At 45.3% G+C, this 19,753-nt stretch carries 14 protein-coding genes; 11 read left to right on the top strand and 3 right to left on the bottom strand.

What is annotated here, in order from left to right; genetic code table 11:
• Positions 1 to 34: 34 nt before the first annotated feature.
• The 4 genes from PPIS_RS14405 (at position 35) to asnB (ending at position 5,089) form a co-directional block, all read left to right on the top strand.
• The gene (locus tag PPIS_RS14405; protein WP_010376563.1) at positions 35 to 466 is read left to right on the top strand and encodes a hypothetical protein; all 432 of its coding nucleotides are present in this window, start codon (positions 35 to 37) and stop codon (positions 464 to 466) included.
• Positions 463 to 1,884, top strand: coding sequence for a sodium:solute symporter family protein (locus PPIS_RS14400; RefSeq protein WP_010376562.1), 1,422 nt, complete (start codon positions 463 to 465; stop codon positions 1,882 to 1,884). Before PPIS_RS14405 ends, PPIS_RS14400 begins: the two co-directional genes overlap by 4 nt.
• Before the next feature lie 109 nt (positions 1,885 to 1,993).
• Positions 1,994 to 3,064, top strand: coding sequence for an aspartate/ornithine carbamoyltransferase family protein (locus PPIS_RS14395; protein WP_010376561.1), 1,071 nt, complete (start codon positions 1,994 to 1,996; stop codon positions 3,062 to 3,064).
• A 9-nt stretch (positions 3,065 to 3,073) separates the two neighbouring features.
• On the top strand, positions 3,074 to 5,089 hold the full coding sequence (gene asnB / locus PPIS_RS14390) for an asparagine synthase (glutamine-hydrolyzing) (RefSeq protein WP_010376560.1): 2,016 nt from the start codon (positions 3,074 to 3,076) through the stop codon (positions 5,087 to 5,089).
• Positions 5,090 to 5,191: 102 nt separating this feature from the next.
• Here asnB and PPIS_RS14385 read toward each other — a convergent pair whose 3' ends face one another.
• The gene (locus PPIS_RS14385; RefSeq protein ID WP_010376559.1) at positions 5,192 to 6,487 is read right to left on the bottom strand and encodes a porin; all 1,296 of its coding nucleotides are present in this window, start codon (positions 6,485 to 6,487) and stop codon (positions 5,192 to 5,194) included.
• Between the two features lie 268 nt (positions 6,488 to 6,755).
• On the opposite strand from PPIS_RS14385, the gene PPIS_RS14380 reads away from it, so the two are divergent.
• From PPIS_RS14380 to PPIS_RS14355, 6 genes are all read left to right on the top strand, one after another.
• Positions 6,756 to 8,714, top strand: a complete 1,959-nt coding sequence (locus tag PPIS_RS14380) for a methyl-accepting chemotaxis protein (RefSeq protein ID WP_010376557.1) — start codon at positions 6,756 to 6,758, stop codon at positions 8,712 to 8,714.
• Between the two features lie 161 nt (positions 8,715 to 8,875).
• Positions 8,876 to 9,727 (top strand): D-hexose-6-phosphate mutarotase, encoded by an 852-nt coding sequence (locus tag PPIS_RS14375; protein ID WP_010376554.1) that lies wholly within the window; start codon positions 8,876 to 8,878, stop codon positions 9,725 to 9,727.
• 60 nt (positions 9,728 to 9,787) lie between these two features.
• Positions 9,788 to 11,137, top strand: coding sequence for a sigma-54-dependent transcriptional regulator (locus PPIS_RS14370; protein ID WP_010376552.1), 1,350 nt, complete (start codon positions 9,788 to 9,790; stop codon positions 11,135 to 11,137).
• The gene (locus PPIS_RS14365; protein ID WP_010376550.1) at positions 11,115 to 12,386 is read left to right on the top strand and encodes a sensor histidine kinase; all 1,272 of its coding nucleotides are present in this window, start codon (positions 11,115 to 11,117) and stop codon (positions 12,384 to 12,386) included. Before PPIS_RS14370 ends, PPIS_RS14365 begins: the two co-directional genes overlap by 23 nt.
• 58 nt (positions 12,387 to 12,444) lie before the next feature.
• Positions 12,445 to 12,681, top strand: a complete 237-nt coding sequence (locus PPIS_RS14360) for a hypothetical protein (RefSeq protein ID WP_010376548.1) — start codon at positions 12,445 to 12,447, stop codon at positions 12,679 to 12,681.
• Between the two features lie 152 nt (positions 12,682 to 12,833).
• On the top strand, positions 12,834 to 15,647 hold the full coding sequence (locus PPIS_RS14355) for a TolB-like translocation protein (RefSeq protein WP_010376546.1): 2,814 nt from the start codon (positions 12,834 to 12,836) through the stop codon (positions 15,645 to 15,647).
• A 77-nt stretch (positions 15,648 to 15,724) separates the two neighbouring features.
• On the opposite strand, the gene PPIS_RS14350 is transcribed toward PPIS_RS14355, so the two are convergent.
• Together PPIS_RS14350 and PPIS_RS14345 are read right to left on the bottom strand one after the other, a co-directional pair.
• Positions 15,725 to 17,527 carry a PKD domain-containing protein gene (locus PPIS_RS14350; RefSeq protein WP_010376544.1) on the bottom strand — a complete coding sequence of 601 codons (1,803 nt, stop codon included), beginning with the start codon at positions 17,525 to 17,527 and terminating at the stop codon, positions 15,725 to 15,727.
• A gap of 211 nt (positions 17,528 to 17,738) precedes the next feature.
• On the bottom strand, positions 17,739 to 18,914 hold the full coding sequence (locus tag PPIS_RS14345; RefSeq protein ID WP_010376542.1) for a tetratricopeptide repeat protein: 1,176 nt from the start codon (positions 18,912 to 18,914) through the stop codon (positions 17,739 to 17,741).
• A 211-nt stretch (positions 18,915 to 19,125) separates the two neighbouring features.
• On the opposite strand from PPIS_RS14345, the gene PPIS_RS14340 reads away from it, so the two are divergent.
• Positions 19,126 to 19,740: a PQ-loop repeat-containing protein gene (locus PPIS_RS14340; protein WP_010376536.1), complete on the top strand. Its 615-nt coding sequence runs from the start codon at positions 19,126 to 19,128 to the stop codon at positions 19,738 to 19,740.
• The last annotated feature ends 13 nt before the right edge of the window (positions 19,741 to 19,753 follow it).

The raw sequence follows: 19,753 nt of genomic DNA, 5'->3' as shown, positions 1-19,753 counted from the left end.
CGGACTCGGATAACCGCAGTTAGGGATTATGAGGATGTGGATCGCCCGAGTAGTAACCTTAGTCTTACTTGCTGCAAGCTTTAATGGGCTTGCCGCCTCGCTGAGGGTGAGCGATGAGGTCGTGACTGCTGGGTTTATTACGCTACACATTGAGCGCACAGGTCCGCCTCTACAGCAATCAACACAGCTATCTATTCAACATCTTTCAGAACCTTACTCCCTCTCCCTTTCGCTTCAGCCGACTCAACAAGCGGTAACCATTAGTGGCTTGGCTGATGGTGATTATCTCGCAACCTTAGGTGAGCCCTCAGCTAACTCGGCACAAACGTCGGTCTCATTTACAGTCAAACATCATCAGTTAACGCTGGCGCTTGCACTGTTTGTATTGGGCTTGTGCTTATTTGTGCTGCTTGTAGGGATGATTGTGGTGGGTAATAAGCAAACGCACGATAAGGAAAGCGTATGATAAATGCTTCATTGGCGCTCGGTCTCGCCCTGGCGTTTGCTTTGCTATGGGTATTTTTTGGCTGGTGGATTGGCAGGCGCGTACAGTCACATAATGAATTTGCGCTGGCCGGTAGAAATGTTGGGTTGGCCTTTGCTTGCGCCACTGCGATGGCAACTTGGGTCACCAGTAACACCACTTTAGTTGCGCCACAGCTCACTTATCAGTTTGGTATTTGGGGCATGATTGGCTACGCCTGTGCCGCATTCGGATTGCTGCTATTTGCGCCGCTTAGCCAACGCATCAAAACTTTACTGCCCTACGGCTACACCAGTGGCGACTTTATGCGGTTGCGGTTTGGGCGTTTCTCTTGGTGGGTCTTTTTGCTGATTTCTTTCGTGTATGCCATGAGTTGGCTCGTTAGCTTAGGCATGGCCGGTGGCATTTTGCTACACACCCTAAGTGGCTTAGATTATCACCTTGGTATGTCGATTATTCTGCTGATGTGTGTGGTCTACACGCTCTTTGGCGGTCTAAAAGCAGTTATCGCCACGGACTTTCTACAGGCCATTATTATTTTGGTAGGTGTCGTCGGAATTGCCATTGTTGTAGCGATGAATGTTGGGCTTGAACCAATTCATCAAAAACTCAGTAGCGACCACCCTAAACTACTCGACCTGCTTTTCCCTGCTGCTGTGATGTTTTTGTTCAACAATATCTTTTTTGGTTTAGGAGAGATTTTTCACAGCAACGTATGGTGGTCAAGGGCGTTTGCATTTAAAGGTGGGGTGGGCAAAAAGGCGTATTTTATCGCAGGTCTGCTGTGGCTACCGATCCCAATCGTGACTGGATTTATTGCGCTGGCAGCGCCGAGTTTAGGTTTGTATCCCGCTAGCGCCGATATGGTGGGTCCCTTGGTTGCAAGTCAAGTGCTCGGCTATACCGGCTCGATCATTCTGTTCATTGTGGTGTTCTCAGCGCTGGCATCGAGTTTGGACTCCTTGCTCGCCGCAACGTCAGATCTCATCAATCAAGATATTTACCTGCAATACATCAAACCAAAGGCGAGCGATAGCGAGCGCTTAAAAAGTGCTAAGTGGATTATTGTCATCCTCGGCGTCGTGACTTGGCTCTTGTGTTTACCAAAAATCGCCACGTTGGGTGCCTTGTTGAACTTCGCTGGCGCCTTCGTCGCCAGCACTATTTGGCCTATCGTATTTGGTTTGTACTTTGCGCGAATGACGGGAAATAGCGCTGGCTGGGCTATGTTGCTTGGCACGCTATCAGGTTTGATTGGGTATTTTTATATTGGTTTTTATGTCGCCGCATTAGTTTCTTGTGCGGTGTCGTTATTAATTTGTGTGATTGCTTGGCGTTTTAGTCAGCAATCATTCCATTGGCAAGCGTTGGGCGCGCAAAGCAAAGTGGAGGATGTATGATCTCGTTGGGCGCATTTTCTAGTTTAATTTGGCTGGCCATAGTGCTCAGTTGTTTATGTCCTGTTGTCCTTGTCGTTATGTTCCTTATTGATTTTAAAAAGAGGCAGTTATGGTAAGTGCGCAGCAAGTAGAGTTTAATCGAGCGCAGCCGGATGTTTACGGGGATGCACATCCCAAAGCATTACTCAGAGCGATACAAGAAGACGGTGACAGGCTGCATTGTTTGGAGAATAAGCACATTATCAGTGTCGACCACCTTGACCGAGACGTGCTGATCCAGTTGTTTCGCCTCGCCGCGAAATATGAAAGTAACCCTGCAAGGTTCAGCTCGCCGCTTAGTGGCAAAATTTTGATCAGTGCGTTTTATGAACCCAGCACCCGCACCCGTCTGTCGTTTGAAAGTGCATGGCACCGCTTAGGGGGCGACATTATGTCGATCACTGATCGCTCCTCAACGGGCATCGCGAAAGGGGAGTCGCTGCAAGATGTCGCTGAGATGTTCAATAATTATGGCGATTGTGTCGTCTTACGCGACACCTCAGTGGAGTCTATTGAAGAGATGATCCACAGCCTACGCATTCCAATTATCAACGCTGGTAATGGCATTGATGAGCACCCAACACAAGCGATGTCTGATCTCTACACTATCTTCAAATGGCGGCCGTCGTTATTACTCCCTGACAGTGAAGCTTTTAGTCCTATAAAAATTGGCGTGATTGGTGTGCCGAGCCAAATGCGTACGGTGCGTAGCCTGTTGAAAATGTTTACGCATTTTCCGCGCATTGTGGACGAAATATTCCTGCTCTACGACGAGAGTGTCGAGGAAGCGGTGTCGAGCGAGCAATTAGCCCAGCTAGAGGAGGCGGGGGTCAAAGTGTCTATCGGCCATGACTTGAACGCCGTTTTACCTGAGCTTGATGTGGTGTATATCAATTCCATTGCATGGGTTGGTGAAAGCTTCGAAACCTATGGAAAGTCATTTAAATTAAGTGCAGATTCCCCCTTTAAGCCCGATGCGATAGTGCTTCATCCTCTGGCTCGAGGTGAAGAGTTGTGCACCAGTTTAGATGCCACGCCACACAATTGGTATTTTAGTCAGGCACGTGGTGCCGTCTTTTTACGCCAAGCCTTATTGACCTGTATGGTGCAGCGCGCCAGTACTGTGATGGATGTGATTTAGGGAGATATTATGTGCGGAATTGCTGGTATTTTTTCAACGCAAGCGCAAACACAAATAGATAATCAATTATTGGTAAACATGGCAGCCATTCAACATCATCGTGGTCCCGATGGTTTTGGCTATAAACAAATGGCTGGCGTGGGATTTAGTCACGCCAGACTATCGATAATCGACCTCGACGAGCAACGAGGTCGACAGCCCTTTATTAGTTCTGATAAGCGTCTAATGTTGGCGCACAATGGTGAGTTTTACGATTACGCGCGGATCCGAGCTGAACTAGTAGCAAAAGGGGCAAGGTTCCAAAGTAAGAGCGACTCAGAAATTGCTATGCACTTATATCAGCAGCTTGGTCTCGATGAGATGCTGACGCATTTGCGCGGTGAGTTTGCGTTTGCGTTGTATGACCAACAAACCGATACGTTGCACTTAGTGAGAGACCGCTTTGGTATTAAGCCTTTGTACTACACCCAAACAGAAGACGAAATTGTGTTTGGCTCAGAACTGAAGGTGCTGTTTGCCAACCCTAAAGTTAAGCGCCGATTCTCAAGTGAAGGTCTATTTCATCAACTGATCCAAGTCATGGTGCCCGGCAGCACGGCGTTTGCGAATGTACATCAAATCAAACCTGGACATGTTGTTAGTATCACCAGAAGCGAACAAGGTTTTAGCATTGAAGATAGACCTTATTGGGATGTTAACTTTCCAACGGCGCAATCGTATTTAAATAGCAAAGATGAAGCATACTACATTGATGGCGTGCGCAAACAGCTGCTAGAAGCGGTGCAGTTGAGACTCACCGCAGACGTTCCGGTAGGTTGTTACTTAAGTGGTGGCATAGACTCATGCGCCATTTTGGGTTTGTCTTCAGCTGCGGCACAAGCACCAATTAAGGCCTTTACCATTGGCTTTGATAGTGCAGAGTACGATGAAACGCCAATTGCAAAACAGATGGCACAAGCCACCAAGGCCGATCATCATATTATGTCGTTAAGTGGCGACGAGCTATATGGCCATTTTGAGCGAACTTTATGGCATACCGAACGAACCATTTATAACACGCTTGGTGTTGCTAAGTATTTGATGAGTAAGCAAGTTAACGAGTCTGATTATAAAGTTGTGATGACCGGGGAGGGCTCCGATGAACTTTTTGCGGGTTATCCCGCATTTAGAAAAGACCTGTTTTTATATGGTTTAGATGAACTTGACGACACCGAAAAAGCCCAGTGGCAAACCATGCTGGAAGACAGCAATAAATTATTTAAGGGTGCCATGCTCTCCCGTGAGCAATACGATAGTGCAGCATTAGACGAAGTTGTAGGCTTTACGCCGAGCTGTTTACAGCCTTGGCTGTCATGCAGTCACTTTGCCCATCAACTCGTTGCCGCCGAACACAGAGAACTACTCACGGGTTATGACGCAGGCAAAGCAATCGCTGAGACTTTAGATGATGCCATGTTAGAGTCCCGTCATCCACTCGACAAAGCCCAGTATGTATGGATTAAAACCATGCTTGAAGGGCAAATATTAACTTGGGGTGGAGATAGGGTCGACATGGCCAATTCGATGGAGGCAAGGCCTGCCTTTTTGGATCATCACCTCGCAGAGTTTGCCTTTACCATCCCCCCGCAATATCGTATTAAAGATCGTAAAGAAAAATACGTGTTACGCGAAGCGATGAAAGGGCTGCTGCCAGAAGTACTGTATGAACGAGAAAAGTTTGCTTTTATGGCACCACCGGCGCACTCAGATGAGAAAAAGTGGGCTGCAATGCGCGTGTTGGCTGATAAGTACTTGTCTAGACAAGCTGTAGAAGCCGCAGGTTTATTAGACTTTGAAGCGGTAAATGCGCTATTTGAGTTACATGATTCACCAGACGCCGATGATTCACTCAAAGTGCAACTAGATGCCGTGATCAATCATTTGCTTGGTGTGCAAATACTCCACAAACAATTTATCGCCGCAGATTTACCTCAATTTGCCGCCGCTGAAGCGGAACGCCTTGGTTGGAGGGCTGCCACAGAGTAAAGGCTGATCTTATTGGTATTACACAAAACAAGGAAATAAAAAGGCGATGCACCAACTAGCGCATCGCCTTTTTGATTTAATACCTAAGATTAATCCCTTAGATTAAAAGTAATAACCGAAGTTAATATTGAAGCGACGCTCGCTTTCGTCGCTATCGCCTGCGATTGAACCACCAATAAACGGCTGGTTTTTCGCATGAACTAGATCAACATAGGTGAAGAATGCACCCGCAGCGAGTGACACACCTGTGACATTCATCCAAGTGTCTTCGGAATTATCAGATTTGTCGTAAATAATACCGAAGTCGTTATAAAACTGCAGATCAGTAATTGGACCGAACTCAACTGGCAGGTTGTACGCTACGTTAAAGTTCGACATAGTGGCTTCTGCTGCGATGGAATCATAAAACGCATAAGCACCTACCGCCATACGGTTTACATCGTCAATATCGTACTGGTACTCACCGTGTTGTAGCTGTAAGTTCCAAGGGCCAATGTTGCTATTTAAATGCAGTGCCCATGCATTGTAATCACCTGCTCGGTCGTTACCATCGTGAAGGCCACCGGCAAGGCCAGAGACGCCAATTTCAGTTGTGCCACCGTTGTGTTCAATATGATACGCGTAGCGACCAACAAAGGTGTTGTATTCCCCGATTGGTTGCGTTGGGTCGTCATAAACGCCATCGCCCGCTTTACGGAAACCCACCACGTCATAAGAGTAGCGATCACTGCGGTCATCCACGTAACCATCGACACCACCTAGCTCATCGTTTTTGAAAAAACCAAGGTCAAGCTGCCAATTGTCCGCTACTTTACGTTTAAATACCACGCCCATGTCGTGGTCGTCTTCAAGACCAATGTAATAGGTGGTGTTAAAGAACCAGTTGTGCGAGTTGTAAGGTGAGTTACCAAAAGGCACTTTAGTCATACCAACCTGAGCTTGCCAATGGTCGGCAAAGTCATAGTCTAGGTAAGCGTATTTTACCGCAGTCATATAGTCGAAAAAGCGGATTTCGGCATTTAAGCCAAAGCCACCGACATTGCCAGAAAAGTTTAATCTGAAAATATCGAAGTCAAAATCGCCGCCACGGTTCTTGTTGTCATCGTCATAAGACGTATGGCTGTAGTTTGTTCTGATCGCGCCACCGACTTTGATGGTCGGTTTTGTTTCAGCTGCTGCAACTTGAGTTTTAGTTTCAGCTTTTGCTTCGGCTTTTTCAGCCTTAGCGATTTTTTCCTGTTGTGCTCGCGCCTGCTCTTTTTGTTCTAGCTGCGTGAGTTTCTTCTGAAGTTCAGCCAATTGGCGCTTTAACGCGTCAATTTCTGAGTTTTCGGCAAGCACTGAATTAGAGCAAAGTGCTAGACCTAATCCGAGTGAGATGGTTGAAAGTTTTAACATAGTTGTCCCGTTGTTAAATGGTTGAGCGCAAAAACCTCTTACAAATTGTAGACCACCAAAGCTATCATTGCAGAAAGCAAATAAATTTTATGGTCCTTGATTGAATGATCCATAGTAACACTGTGGTCTATCTGACCTCAAAGTTACCCAACATTTAACCATACCTAAGATGAATATAAGACGAACAAGTGATCACATTTGTATGTAATTCTTGCCCAATAGCCTATCCCTCACTATATTTTTACTATCTGTGAAATGGTGTTTATTCATGAATATATCGCAAAAATTAAAGCTGTCTTTCGCAACGGCAATTGCACTTCCTTTGTTAATCATTGCGGGGCTTATTATCAGTCAAACTCGGCAGCAGGGGATAGAGACCTTCTCGGAGCTCAGTGATCGAGAGGCGCTACAGGTTGAGAATGGTATACAGATGTTTTTTGATGAAATTGCAAAAAACGTAGACTATTTAGCAACCCATGCGCAGGTCTTGAGTGCGCAGCAAGACGTAAAAACTTATATGGATTCAACCAGCACCACTCGACTTAATTCCAAAGCTGGAAGCAAAACAGAGCAAGCAGCATATTCGTTATTTGAGCACTTTGGTAACACGCATCCCGGCATTGCCTATATCTATATGGGAAATCAGCAAGGTGGTTATATTCAATGGCCTCTAGGTGAAGTGAATGCAAACTATGACCCTAGACAGCGTCCTTGGTATCAAACAGGACAATCAGGAAATGGCGAGACGATCCGCACCAGCGCTTATTATTGGGCGCCGGATGATATGGTGATTGTATCGACGGTAAAAGCGATAACTGCCAATGGTCAAACCGTGGGTGTCCAAGGTATGGATGTGTCACTACAAGGGTTGACCAAAATCATCCGCAATATCAAGTTGGGCGAGACTGGCTATTTGATGCTAGTGGAAGACACCGGAAATGTGTTGGTCGATGCCAAGTTCTCCGAACATAGATTTAAAAAGTTGGCAGACATTGCTAATGGCCGCTATCGTGAATTGGCTCAAAATAAGGATGGGTTATTTGAGCTCGAAATTAACGGGCAAGACTATTTTGCCAACATCTATACAGCACCCAAATTAGGCTGGAAGTTTATTGGTTTAGTTGAAAAAAGTGAGGTAATGGCTGCAGCCAATGCGATGACACTGACGATTTTGATTCTGAGTGCCGTCCTGATCACCGTATTTTTGTTGCTAGCAAGTTATATTTCTAAGTTGATTTCAGCGCCCATTGTAGAAGTGAGTGATGGCTTAACTGAAATTTCGCAAGGCGGTGGTGATTTAACTCAGCGTTTAGACATTAAAGCTCAGGATGAAACGGGCAAACTGGCGACGAGCTTTAATTTGTTTTTAAATCTCATTGCTGAGTTGGTGACGCAAATTAATGAGTGTGCACAGCAAGTTAATGAAACCTCACGACAAACCGCTTCGCAGTCTGATCAGCTCACGGGCGCTACCAGTCAACAACAGCAAGCGCTTGAAATGGCTGCCACCGCAATTAATGAGATGGCGGCAACCGCAAACGAAGTGGCGGCAAGCTGCGCCAATGCGGCTGAGCTGGCAGGACAAACTCAGCAAGCATCTGAGCTGGGCCAAAGGGTGATCACAGAGTCTGTCGAGAGCGTCACAACATTATCTGAAGTGATCAACAAGGCAACCGCAGATATCATGCAGCTCGACACCGAAAGCGAAAATATTATGTCGATACTCAGCGTGATCCGAGGCATAGCTGAGCAAACCAATCTTTTGGCATTAAATGCGGCAATTGAGGCGGCACGGGCAGGTGAGCATGGCCGCGGTTTTGCTGTCGTGGCCGATGAAGTGCGAGCGTTGTCGCAGCGTACCTCTGAATCGACGGAAGAAATCGCTTCTCAGCTTGATAAGCTTAGAAAAATGACAGAAATGGTGTCGGGAGAAATGAAGCGCAGCCTAACGCGTACGGAGAAAACGGTTGAACTGACAAACTCAGCGCAACAACAATTTAGTGAAATTACCCAAGCGATTGTCAATATTAGCGACCTTAACACGCAAATCGCCACCGCAGCTGAAGAGCAGCAACATGTTGCTGAAGACATTAATCGTAACGTGGTGGAAATTAAAAATGCCGCGGATAGCGTGAGTGATATCGCTGTGAATACCAATCAAAATGGCGTGAGATTACATTCATTATCGAGCACACTCACAGAGCTGGTGGGCAAATTTAAAGTATAGCTTTAGCCCAACCCTCACGTTCCATAAACCGTGAGAGCAACACTCTCACGGTGCTACCGCATTGGTATAATTGAATAACTTTCAAATTGGATGGATAACAGTTTACTCGTAGTATTTAAGTGGTAAGGTAGGCATATCATTGAGTTGACGTAGGAATCACCATGGAATTATCACCTTCAGTTTCAATCGAGCGCACTGAGTCCGGACTTGAGTATATTTGGGTCGACAGTGCATTTTGCCAAGCAAAGATCTTTTTACAGGGTGCGCAACTTACCGAGTTTACACCAGCAGGAAAAGGCAATTTAATTTGGGTTTCTGAGGCGGAAGATTACCTTGAAGGCAAACCGGTACGTGGTGGTATTCCAATCTGTTGGCCTTGGTTTGGCGTTCATAGCAAAGCGGATTGGCCAATTCATGGGGTTGCTCGCAAGCTACTTTGGCGCGCGCACAGCGTTGAAGAAAAAAGCGATGAAATTACCGTTAAGCTCACACTACCGATGACTTTAGTTGAAGCGCAATACTGGCCACACACGTCACAATTAGAGGTCGAGTTTGTGTTATCAGACAAGCTTGAAGTGCGACTGACGAATACCAATACTGGTGATGCGCCATTTACGTTAACGCAAGCCCTACATACGTATTTCCCAACGCCAGAAGTAAGTAATACCACGGTAGACGGGTTACAAGGCGCGAAATATATCGAGTTTGATGAAGGTCCATTTGAGCAAACCGAAGTGGTTGGCTTTGCCCGCGAAACCGATATGGTATACACCCAAGCAAGCCCAGTACAAACCATCAACACGCCTGCGGGCATTATTGAAGTAAAACGTGAAAACTCAACTTCTTGTGTGCTTTGGAATCCATGGATTGAAAAATCACAGCGTTTAAGCAACTTTAATGATGATGAATACCACAAGATGTTGTGCTTAGAAGCTTGTAACGTAATGGACGATGCCGTGCAACTTGCACCGGGTGAAAGCCATACCCTAAGTACTATCATCCGTTGGTTATAATTTCATATTCGCGGAGCACACCTTGCTCCGCTGAAACCCATAAGAATAAAAATTCTCCCTATGGAAAAGTCCACAATACTGGTTATTGACGATAACGCCGAAGTACGCCTCAGCGCTGTATTCTTTTTAGAAGACCAAGGTTTCAATGTAATTGAGGCGGCAACCTTAGAGCTTGCCAAACCACTGCTCAGCGCTAAGCAAGTGTCATTAGCCTTGCTCGATATGAACTTCTCCCGCGATACCACTTCAGGCAATGAAGGATTGGACTTTTTGCGCTGGCTACGTGACTCCAACCTTAATGTGCCTGTGATCTGTATTACCGGTTGGGGAAATGTCGCGTTAGCGGTGTCCGCAATGCAGCTTGGTGCGAGCGACTTTATCGAAAAGCCGTGGGACAATCAGCAGCTGCTGCAAGCCGTGCAGCAACAACTCAAAATATCATTAAAGCAAGCGAGTATCGTAGCAAAACACAGTGAGCGCGGCGCGTTTCAATGGCGCTCTCAGGCGATGCAATCTTTATATAAGCAGCTTGCTAAAGTAGCAAAAACCGATGCTCGGGTGCTGCTTACTGGGCCAAGTGGCGCGGGCAAAAGTCATTTCGCTCAGTGGTTACACCAACAGTCTAATCGTTCAGCAGGACCTTGGGTTGAGGTGAATATGGGCGCAGTGCCAGAGTCATTATTCGAAAGTGAGATGTTTGGTCACAGCAAAGGGGCGTTTACAGATGCAAAGCAGCATCGTGTTGGTCGTTTTGCGATGGCAAAGCAGGGCACATTATTTTTGGATGAAGTTGCGACTATTCCATTGCCTCTACAAGCAAAATTACTGCGGGTGCTGGAAAATGGCAGTTATGAAGTTGTGGGTGGCAGTCAGACGCAACAAGCGGATTGCCGCCTTATTTGCGCAACCAATACCAATCTAGACGCTTTAGTGAAAGCTGGTGAGTTCCGAGAAGACTTGTTATATCGCATCAACACGATTGTGATTGAAGTGCCGAGGCTCGCCGAGCGTTTTGGCGATATCGTGCCGTTGGCTGAGTATTTTGTCGCTAAGTTTTGTGCGCAGCATGGTGAGCCAATTCGTGAACTTAGCCCAGCGGCTAAAGCTGCGTTGATTGAACACGCTTGGCCCGGCAATGTGCGTGAGTTAAGTCACGTCATGGAGCGTGCCGTGTTAATGGCGGAGGGCTTGCAGATTGAGCTCAGTGATTGCCAACTACGCTTTACCGCTGCACCTAAAGTGACCAGTGATACGCCAAGTAAGACCTTGCAACAAGTGGAGCAAGAAATGGTGGAGCAAGCGATGCAACGTGCTCAAGGCAATGTCGCAGAAGCTGCTAAAAGACTTGGGCTCACGGCTTCTTCTCTTTATCGGCGTTTGGAAAAATATGGTCTTAAAACATCTGGCTAGCGCCGAGTGGCGACTTGGGGCCTACTGTACGCTGTTGACCATTAGCTGTACGGTTTTACTGACTTTGCTGCTTCTGCAATTACAGCTTGAGGTAACGTGGGTGGCTGCCGTATCGGTGAGTGTGCTGGGGTTATTGGGCAGGCTACAACAAATACTGTTGTCTCATCTTAAACGTATTGCTATGCGTGCTAATTGGCAGCTAGAAGCGATTGCACAAAGTGATTTTACTCAAACCATTAAGCCACATTATACAGCGGGCGTGGTAGCTGAGTTTGAACAGCGCTTGCTGGCCTTAAGTGCACAGCTGCACAGTCAAAAGCGCCGCTATCATAGTCAGCAATTTATCATTTATCAGCTAATAGACAGCCTTAATACGCCTATTATGATGTTTGACGAAAAACTCAAACTTGCCTACGCCAATGGGGCATTTGAGTTGCTTTACCATCGCCCTTGGTTAGAGTGTAAGGGAATAAGCGCGGCTCAGTTTGGGCTTGTGCAACAAGATAATCACTGGCATTTTGCAGACACAGCGCAGCAATCTCGGTGGCAGCTGCAAAGCAGTGAATTCTTTCAAGAAGGTAAGCGGTTTTCCTTACTTGTCGCACTCGATATCACTAAGGCATTACGTAAAAAGGAGCTGGCAGCTTGGCAACATTTAATCCGAGTAATAAGCCATGAGATCCACAACAGTTTGACACCCGTAAGCTCCTTAGCGCAAACCTTATTGGCAAGAGCAAAGGACGAAAAAGAGCAGCATGCGCTAAGTGTTATTGGTCAGCGTTGCCAGCATTTACAACAATTTGTGAGCCAATACGCTAAGGTTACGCAAACCCCAAGGTTAGATCGTGAGTCTGTCTCTATCATGCTGTTACTGTCTTCTGTTGCTGCGCTATTTGAGGATACCGACATCCAAGTAAATTGCACCGTGAATACGCTCAATCTTGATAAAGCTTTAATTGAGCAAGTGCTGATTAACTTAATTAAAAATGCCATTGAGGCCTGTGGTGAAAATGCCAAGTTGACCCTACATGCTTATTATCAGCAGCAACAAGCGGTGATTGATGTGCAAGACAATGGCCCAGGCTTTGCCAACCTAGATAACATGCTTACACCTTTCTATTCCACCAAAGAAGGTGGGCAGGGAATAGGGTTAACCTTTAGTCGCACCATTGTGGAGTTACACGATGGACAACTGAGTTGTCACAACACCGACCCAGGTGGATTAATAAAAATCACTTTACCTTGTTGATAATAATTATCATTAGCATATAATTAAAGTTCCTTCAAAACCTTGGCAAGGAGCTACCATGTTAGTCACTTATCTGTTGGCCAGCGGCTTTATCTTTATGGCGTATAGCTACTCCAAATCATTCAACCCACATGCACATACCAAGGCAAAGTTGGCGGTGTTATTGAGCGCGGGTTTAATCGCTGCGGCAAAATGGCAGGCTGGGTTGAGTTCAACCGTGGTATTTTTTGTGTTTGCTGTGTCACTAGGGGTACTTAGCCTGTTTATCACCCTCGCACAGCCACAAAAGCACTGAAAAATTACGTGCACTTAGAGCAACTCATATCTTGCTTGCCTCAAAATAGACGTTTTAAGGTGTAACGTGCGCAAGAAATTGTTACTAAAAAGCACACTTTTTCTTTACATCTCTTGTTAAGCTAGCGCAACTGAATTTATTTAGGAAAGGTAATGCGAGCGCTACTGATAATTTTTGTTGCTTTTACTAGCTTTGGTTTACAGGCTAAGTGGCAAACCATCAAAACTGAAAACTTCAATGTGCATTATCCTCAGTCGCTTCAGCAATGGGCGTATTCTGCAGCAAATGAGCTGGAGGTAGTGCGAGATAAAGTGCTGGCACAACAAGGTAGAGCCTTGAGTGAACGTGCTGATGTGATTATTTACGATCCAGAAAATGCGGCCAATGGCTTTGCATTACCCAGCACAGATAAACCAATGATGGCACTGCAAGCAACGCCGCCTCAAGCTGATTCCGTCATCGCAAATAACACCAGTTGGCAGCAGTTGCTCATTTTGCACGAATATATTCATCTCGTTCATCTATCACAGCCTAGCCGTAACCAATGGCGACAACATCTCAGAGATTGGCACGATATTACCGACTTGCTCGATGCGGTATTACCGCGTTGGGTCAGCGAAGGCTATGCGACCTTGCTGGAGTCTAGATTAACGGGGCGAGGACGTTTGTACGATAACTATAGTGAGAGCATTGTGCGTTATTACGCGCAGCAAGGCGCATTACCGACCTATAGCGCTTTAGATGATGGCGACAAGTCTTATCTTTCCAATTCCATGGCGTACTTAGTCGGCGTACGTTTTCTAGCATGGCTTGAGGATAATTATGGCGCACAGACGTTAGATGCCGTGTGGACAAGAGTGCAGGCGGTGGAATCTCGCAGTTTTGAAACCGCATTTAGTGGGGCTTTTGGAGCGCCAGCCAGCCAGTTATATCGTCGCTTTATTGTTGAATATAGCTATCAGGCCATGCAGCAAGAGAAAGCCTTGATCCCGACACAGAGTGAACTTTGGCAGCAGTTTGCGTATGCTGCTCGAGATATCGCGTTCTCTCCAGATGGCAGTCAGTTTTTGGTGGTAGAGCAAAATCGTAAACGCCAAGTCATACTCAATATCTACGAAAGCAAAGAAAATGTAGAAGCCATTGAGCAATTTAATAAGCGCAATGAAGCGATATTAAATGCCGATCCTAAAGATATTGTGGATATCGCACCTGAAGTCTTTCCAAAGAAGCGACTCGCGCAGCTTAATGCTCATAATTTTGCTGGTATCTATTACCCCCAATGGCTGAATGACAGCCATATTTACTTCGTTGCAAAAACGCCGGATGCAGACGATAGCTTTATTAATGATTTATTTGTCTGGAAAGTTGGTACTGGAAAGCCTAAACAACTAACCGAAGGCGCGGGTATTCGCCGCTTTAGTATTGTTGATGCTAATACCGTTATTGCGGAGGTGTCCCGTTTGGGTTACTCACAGCTAGTGATCATGGAGTTGGACTCAGGCAAGCAAGCGCCAATCACCACAAGTAAGCTTGGTGATGTCCATGACTTTCCCGTGCTTTCTAATAAAAAGACGACATTAGCTTATGTGCATGTTACTCCTAATAAACGCTGGCAGCTTGTTGTTAAAGATCTTAGCCACGATACAACCGAAATCGTCTACTTACCCAAGTCACATCAATACCTTTCGGGGTTAACTTGGTCTCATGATGATGACAAGCTGTACTTTATTTCCGGAGTCGCAGGCCACTTAGCGGTGATGCGTTATGATGTGGAAAGTAAAGTACTTGAGACCTTACCTGCAAGTGCTAAACCGCTTGAGCAAATTATTACCCATTCACAGCAGTTACTGGTGAGCTATGCGACCCCTGAAGGTGTTAAGGTTAACAAAATAGTTTCTCCGGCTTGGCGCACTGTGAGCGTGTTGGAGCAAGTGGATGAGGCGGAACAAAAAGAGCTGCATCCCCATCAATTACCTGCGGCTAAGATAGACCAAACTGTGCTGCCCAGTTCTGATTATTCTGTGTTCGAACAGTCTTATTCTATCGCCTTATCTGGCGCATTAAATAGCGCCTCCTTTGATAGTTTGGGCGTGTCACTAAAAGGGCAGGATGTGCTGCGCCAACTTGCTTGGCAGCTTGGAGCCGAGAAAAGTATGAATAATGGCGCGTTGATGGGCGCATTTGCCCAACTTGAATATCGTCATGAAAACTGGAAAACGACGTTTGATGCTGGATATCAAGAGCTAGAAGCGGATAAGCAGTCTCGCTCGCCACAAGCTAATACCTCGAATGAGAGCAGCTTTAAGCAATTTGCCTTGTCATCTAGCTATCGTTTTGGTGAAGCGTTGAACTACCTCGCTCCCGAATTGGGTGTTATTCGTGTGCAACATGGTGAAAAGACATGGAACGGCGGGCGTTATGGCTTTAACGGTCGTGCAATGTGGGATACTCAGCAGCATGGTGTAGCATTGCAAGTCTCTGCAGCTCAGTGGCTAGGTGAATTAGATGGTTTTGATTATCAGGTGAATCTGTTCGCTAAAGCATGGCAAATTCCATTCTACGCATCGGTCGATAGCCGCTACAGCAGCGAATTGCCTCTATCTGTGGGTGGTGGAGCGCTTACCAGCACTAGCATTAGTAACAGTTTACATGCTGTCAGCGAACCTATGTTACCGCATCTATTTGCTACGGGAAGCCGCTATTTAGGCTATGAATTTGCAACTTCATGGCAGCAGGGTAAACCTAAGTTATTTTATAAGCAGCATCAGTTAGAAGGAGAAGTAATTGGGCAAAATTACGGTATTAAGATGCGCTTACCTTTGTCTCGAGTGATATTAGACAAGGCCGCTGATTTTGCTCCCGCAGGATTAACCGATCTGCAGTTTAGTGCTGGAGTGGGTCGTATAGAGGGGCGTAACATGACCAATGAAAACCGTGTTTGGTTTAGTGTTTGGTATGAGTTGTAGGTAATCGCTGAAGATTGCTATCAAAAAAGCGGGGGCGAGCCCCCGCAAATCATTCAGTTTGTTTATTCGAAGTTTGGCTAGTTGTGATCTGCTACGATTTGCAAACCTGAGTATGCATTATATCCGCGGATCATCACCCAATAACGCCCAGCCCCTTCATTGAGGCTGCAAGATTCAGTATTGCCAGAGCGATAAGGGCGACAAGTCCAATTACTGGTTGTGGGTTCTGTGCCTTTGAGCACGTACATATCAGCATCACCAGTGCCACCGCTTGTGTAAAATGTCACTGTATTCGCGCCTGCAGGTGCATCATAATAGAAGAATATCTCACTGTTTCTCGCTCCAGAAAGCCCCGTTTTTGCAACTCCTTTGATAAGCTTTTGCTCTTCACCTGGTAGCGTCACGGCAACTTGTTGTGTTGTTGACGCGGTGTCGCCATTACTATCTGTCACGGTGAGTTCTACGGTATAGCTGCCAGAGTTTGTGAAGCTATGTGAAGTTTGCGCACCTGAAGCGGATGCGCCGTCACCAAACTGCCAACTATGCTGTGTAATAGAACCATTTGGTGAACTAGATCCTGAACCATCGAAGCTGCAGCTTAGGTCATTACAGCTGTAAGTAAATAACGCAACAGGCAATGGATCGGTCGTGCCGTTATCACCAACAGGAATTTGGCCACCAAAGTGAGTCGAAACCTGAGGCCAAATTAAGCTAATTTTAGCGCCTTTATTGGTACATCCACCTAAGTGGTGTAGCGCAACAACATTATTGGTTGAGGCTGCAAGTACTGGTGAACCTGATGAGCCACCAATAGTGTCGCAGTAATAGCCTATATCTGTACCAGTACCTCGACCATTCGCCGTTGCTTGGTTCACAGAGCATAGTCCATTGGTGTCTTGATCAGACTCAATCGACAGCTCTTTAGGGTTACCTGAACCATGCTGAGGTATGTAAATACGCTCGCCCTGCGATGGATTACGCACATCTAAGCCAAAGTAACCAAACGGCTGGGCCTTAGCGAAATCATTGATGGTAAACAGCGTATAATCTAGCGTGTAATCTGTTTTAAGGAAGTCTTTGCCTGTGACCTTTACCACAGTTTCGCGCTGGCTGCCGTTACAGCTCGTGCTTTGATAGTTAAACCATACCTCAGTATTCGCCAGCTCTGATGCTGATCCCACACAGTGATTATTGGTAAACATGCGGTTATCGGCACCAACGCGCCAACCCGTACATAAACCACTGCCGTTCATGAGCAGTCTGGCGACTGGACGTGAACGCTCGAATTCCACCGGGTGCGATTGCGCCCAGCACTGCACGTCTTTACGTTCCATTGCGCCACAAGTTGACATGGGCGTCACATCGGTCAAGCCCTCAACAGTTGCTTGTCCTTCAGTACCATGATAGTAAAAATCGATTTCGGGTGTTTTGCCAGCATTGCCTTGGCCTGGGGTATATTCAATGATGACTTTATCAGCAGAGACTGACATAGCAGAAAACTGTTTAACGCCGTCATCGCCGAGGTTTGGATCAACTGTTGCAGCGCGGAGGTTTGCTTGGGTATATTCATAGCGCTCGCCACTATCCTCCGAGCGAACAACGAGTTTACCGCCGCTTGCAAGATTGAGGTTCTTAAAGTGTAGTTTGATGTAGCTTGCATCTGGGTGTGAAACCGTTTGCACAATGGTCTGTGTAGACGTTGAAGTATTTTTAGCACTGTTTTGAGTAATAAGTGGAAGGTTGAGATCGTACTTTTTACCAATCATTGCTTTGCTAGCTTTGCTGGTATATTCCATCATCTGAGCTTCCGTTAATGGCGCTTGTGCCATCGCGATACCAGATGCTAAACCTAATGCTGTGACAAGAATGTGTCGTTTCATTGTTATTCCTTTTGAGTGTGTGGTTATCCAACTTGAGATAAAAAGTTGGGCGTCGTTCAATACCGAACCAAGCCTTGGGTGCACTGTTGAGCACGACTAGTTGGTGGTATGTTTTTTGAACATCCACACACCAAAATAGAAACAATAATGTATTTTGTAAAGTTTTATATATATTATTTTAACATAAGTTTTACTTAACTTATGTCATTCCTTATTTTATATCCTCATTACGAACCAATAAATGGTTCAACATTTTTTGCTTGGCGGTGTATAGGTCCTTTTTATACTGCTCTCTGGACTTATTGACTGCTTGCTCGAAGTATTCAGATGCGGTTTGGTATCTTTGCTCTAAATAAGCAATTTTCCCGAGCTCGACATAAACTTCCGGCAAGTAATGATAATTCAACAATAAAGGTTCAATAAGCTCCTTGGCTTTTTTATAGCGCTGTTGCTTTATGTAGCTCGAAGCTAACGAGAGGGTATCGAAAGGGGAAGTAGGGCTTTGTTCAAGCTCCGCTAGGATCATATTCTTGAGATTAGTTTGGTCTTTGGGAATATAGTTAAGGTAATTCAATAACAAATTGGTGCTGGTGAGGTGATTGTTGAAGGCATAATCATAGATTTGCTTCGCACTATTTCTATCACCAACATGCTTATGTAACAGTGCGGCAATATTGATAGCTTCAGCGTCTCTTGGGGCGTATTTGAGCGCAGCAGACAATAAAGAATAACTCATATCATAGTCAGCTTCCAACAAAGCGGAAACGGCCAAATTGGTATAAAACTTTGCGACTAAATCTTCATACTGTGCATTCCCTGAGAATACACTATCCTGCTCAGGGAAATAATCAACAACAGTTCCGCTAAAGGAAAGTCTGTTATTTAGAGTTGCTAATTCTTCCTTTGGTGTAATTAGTTTTGTCTTAAAATGACTTGAGGTGAGTACGAAATTTTGATTTTTTTGATAGATTGGAAAGCTATCGACTTTGGCGTAACTAGTTTCAATACCGAGAATATTGGCATAAGCCTGAGATAATATAGCTAGAGAAATGCAATTTCCGGACTGCTGATTTAGCAATTCACTGGCTATGAATGTTTCACCGTCGTAAGAAAAGTGGCCAATTTTTGCCTGAAGGAAATTACCAAGAATTTCGTCTTTGGTTACATTTTTACCTCTGAACCGCTCAACATAGGTTAATAAAGCTTCTGCTTCTTGCTTAGGTAAAGTGAAGATTTGTTGTTCTGAAGGAACTGATTTCAGCGCAAAAAGAGAGTGGTTGAATAGAGAAGTTACATCTACCTTCTGTCTCATGTCTGCTGTAGTGGTGTGAGTGGAATTGCATCCGCTCAAGCCAATGCTAGTAAGTATAATGAATAGCCACTTCATAGTAATTCCTTGTATTTATTTATATACACCTGTATTCCAGCCTTGCCATCTATTCAAGGTTGGATGTTAGGCGTCCAGTTGTATTTTAAAAGTTAGCTCTTAAAATGCGCGCCTTCAAAAATAAAACCTTAAAAATCATAAATTTACAATGTGTTTTTAAAGGTTTTACAGCACTTTAACTTAGCAACAATTTAGACATTTGGAGTTGGCATTGAGCGAATATTTACCGATCGTTTCTTCTTTCGTTTTGGTTTTAAGCTTTGTTCCTTTGATTAGGAAGATCCGTAAAAATCGCAGTGTGTCAGGTGTATCACTGTTAATGATGAGTTTTGGTGTTGCACAAAGCTCTTACTTTATTGCCTACAACGTTTTCTTTGAACGTTTTTTTATGGTGCTACCTTTTGTTATTACAGGCTCTTTAAGTGCACTTATTTTATATTATTTTATTCGGTACAACGCAAGCTCGAAACAGCGTAATCAATTAGCACTTTTGCTTGGTTTGTCGACGTTGCCATTTGGGCTTTTATTGGCAAAGAACGTCGAAGCTGCTGCGTTATTAAATGCGTTAACTTACTTAGGGCTAGTGATGAGTTCAATTCGAGTCATGCCACAAACCTATAAAACGATTAAAAGCGGTGATGTCTCTAACTTAAGCGCTAGGTATTTCTCACTGCAGTTTTTAGCGGGAGGAATTGGGTTGGCTGCTGAACTGAGCTTAGGTCATGTTAGCGTCGCTCACGTGTTGATGTTTGTGATGATTTTACTGACTAATGCGGCGCAATTAGGTTGTATTCAGCACTATCGCTCGAAACCTGCTTTAGCTTAGTGATATAACCAGA

The organism is Pseudoalteromonas piscicida (assembly GCF_000238315.3).
GTDB lineage: Bacteria > Pseudomonadota > Gammaproteobacteria > Enterobacterales > Alteromonadaceae > Pseudoalteromonas > Pseudoalteromonas piscicida.
The sequence above is the reverse complement of the archived record's forward strand: the minus strand, read 5'-3'. Positions and strand labels throughout refer to the sequence as shown.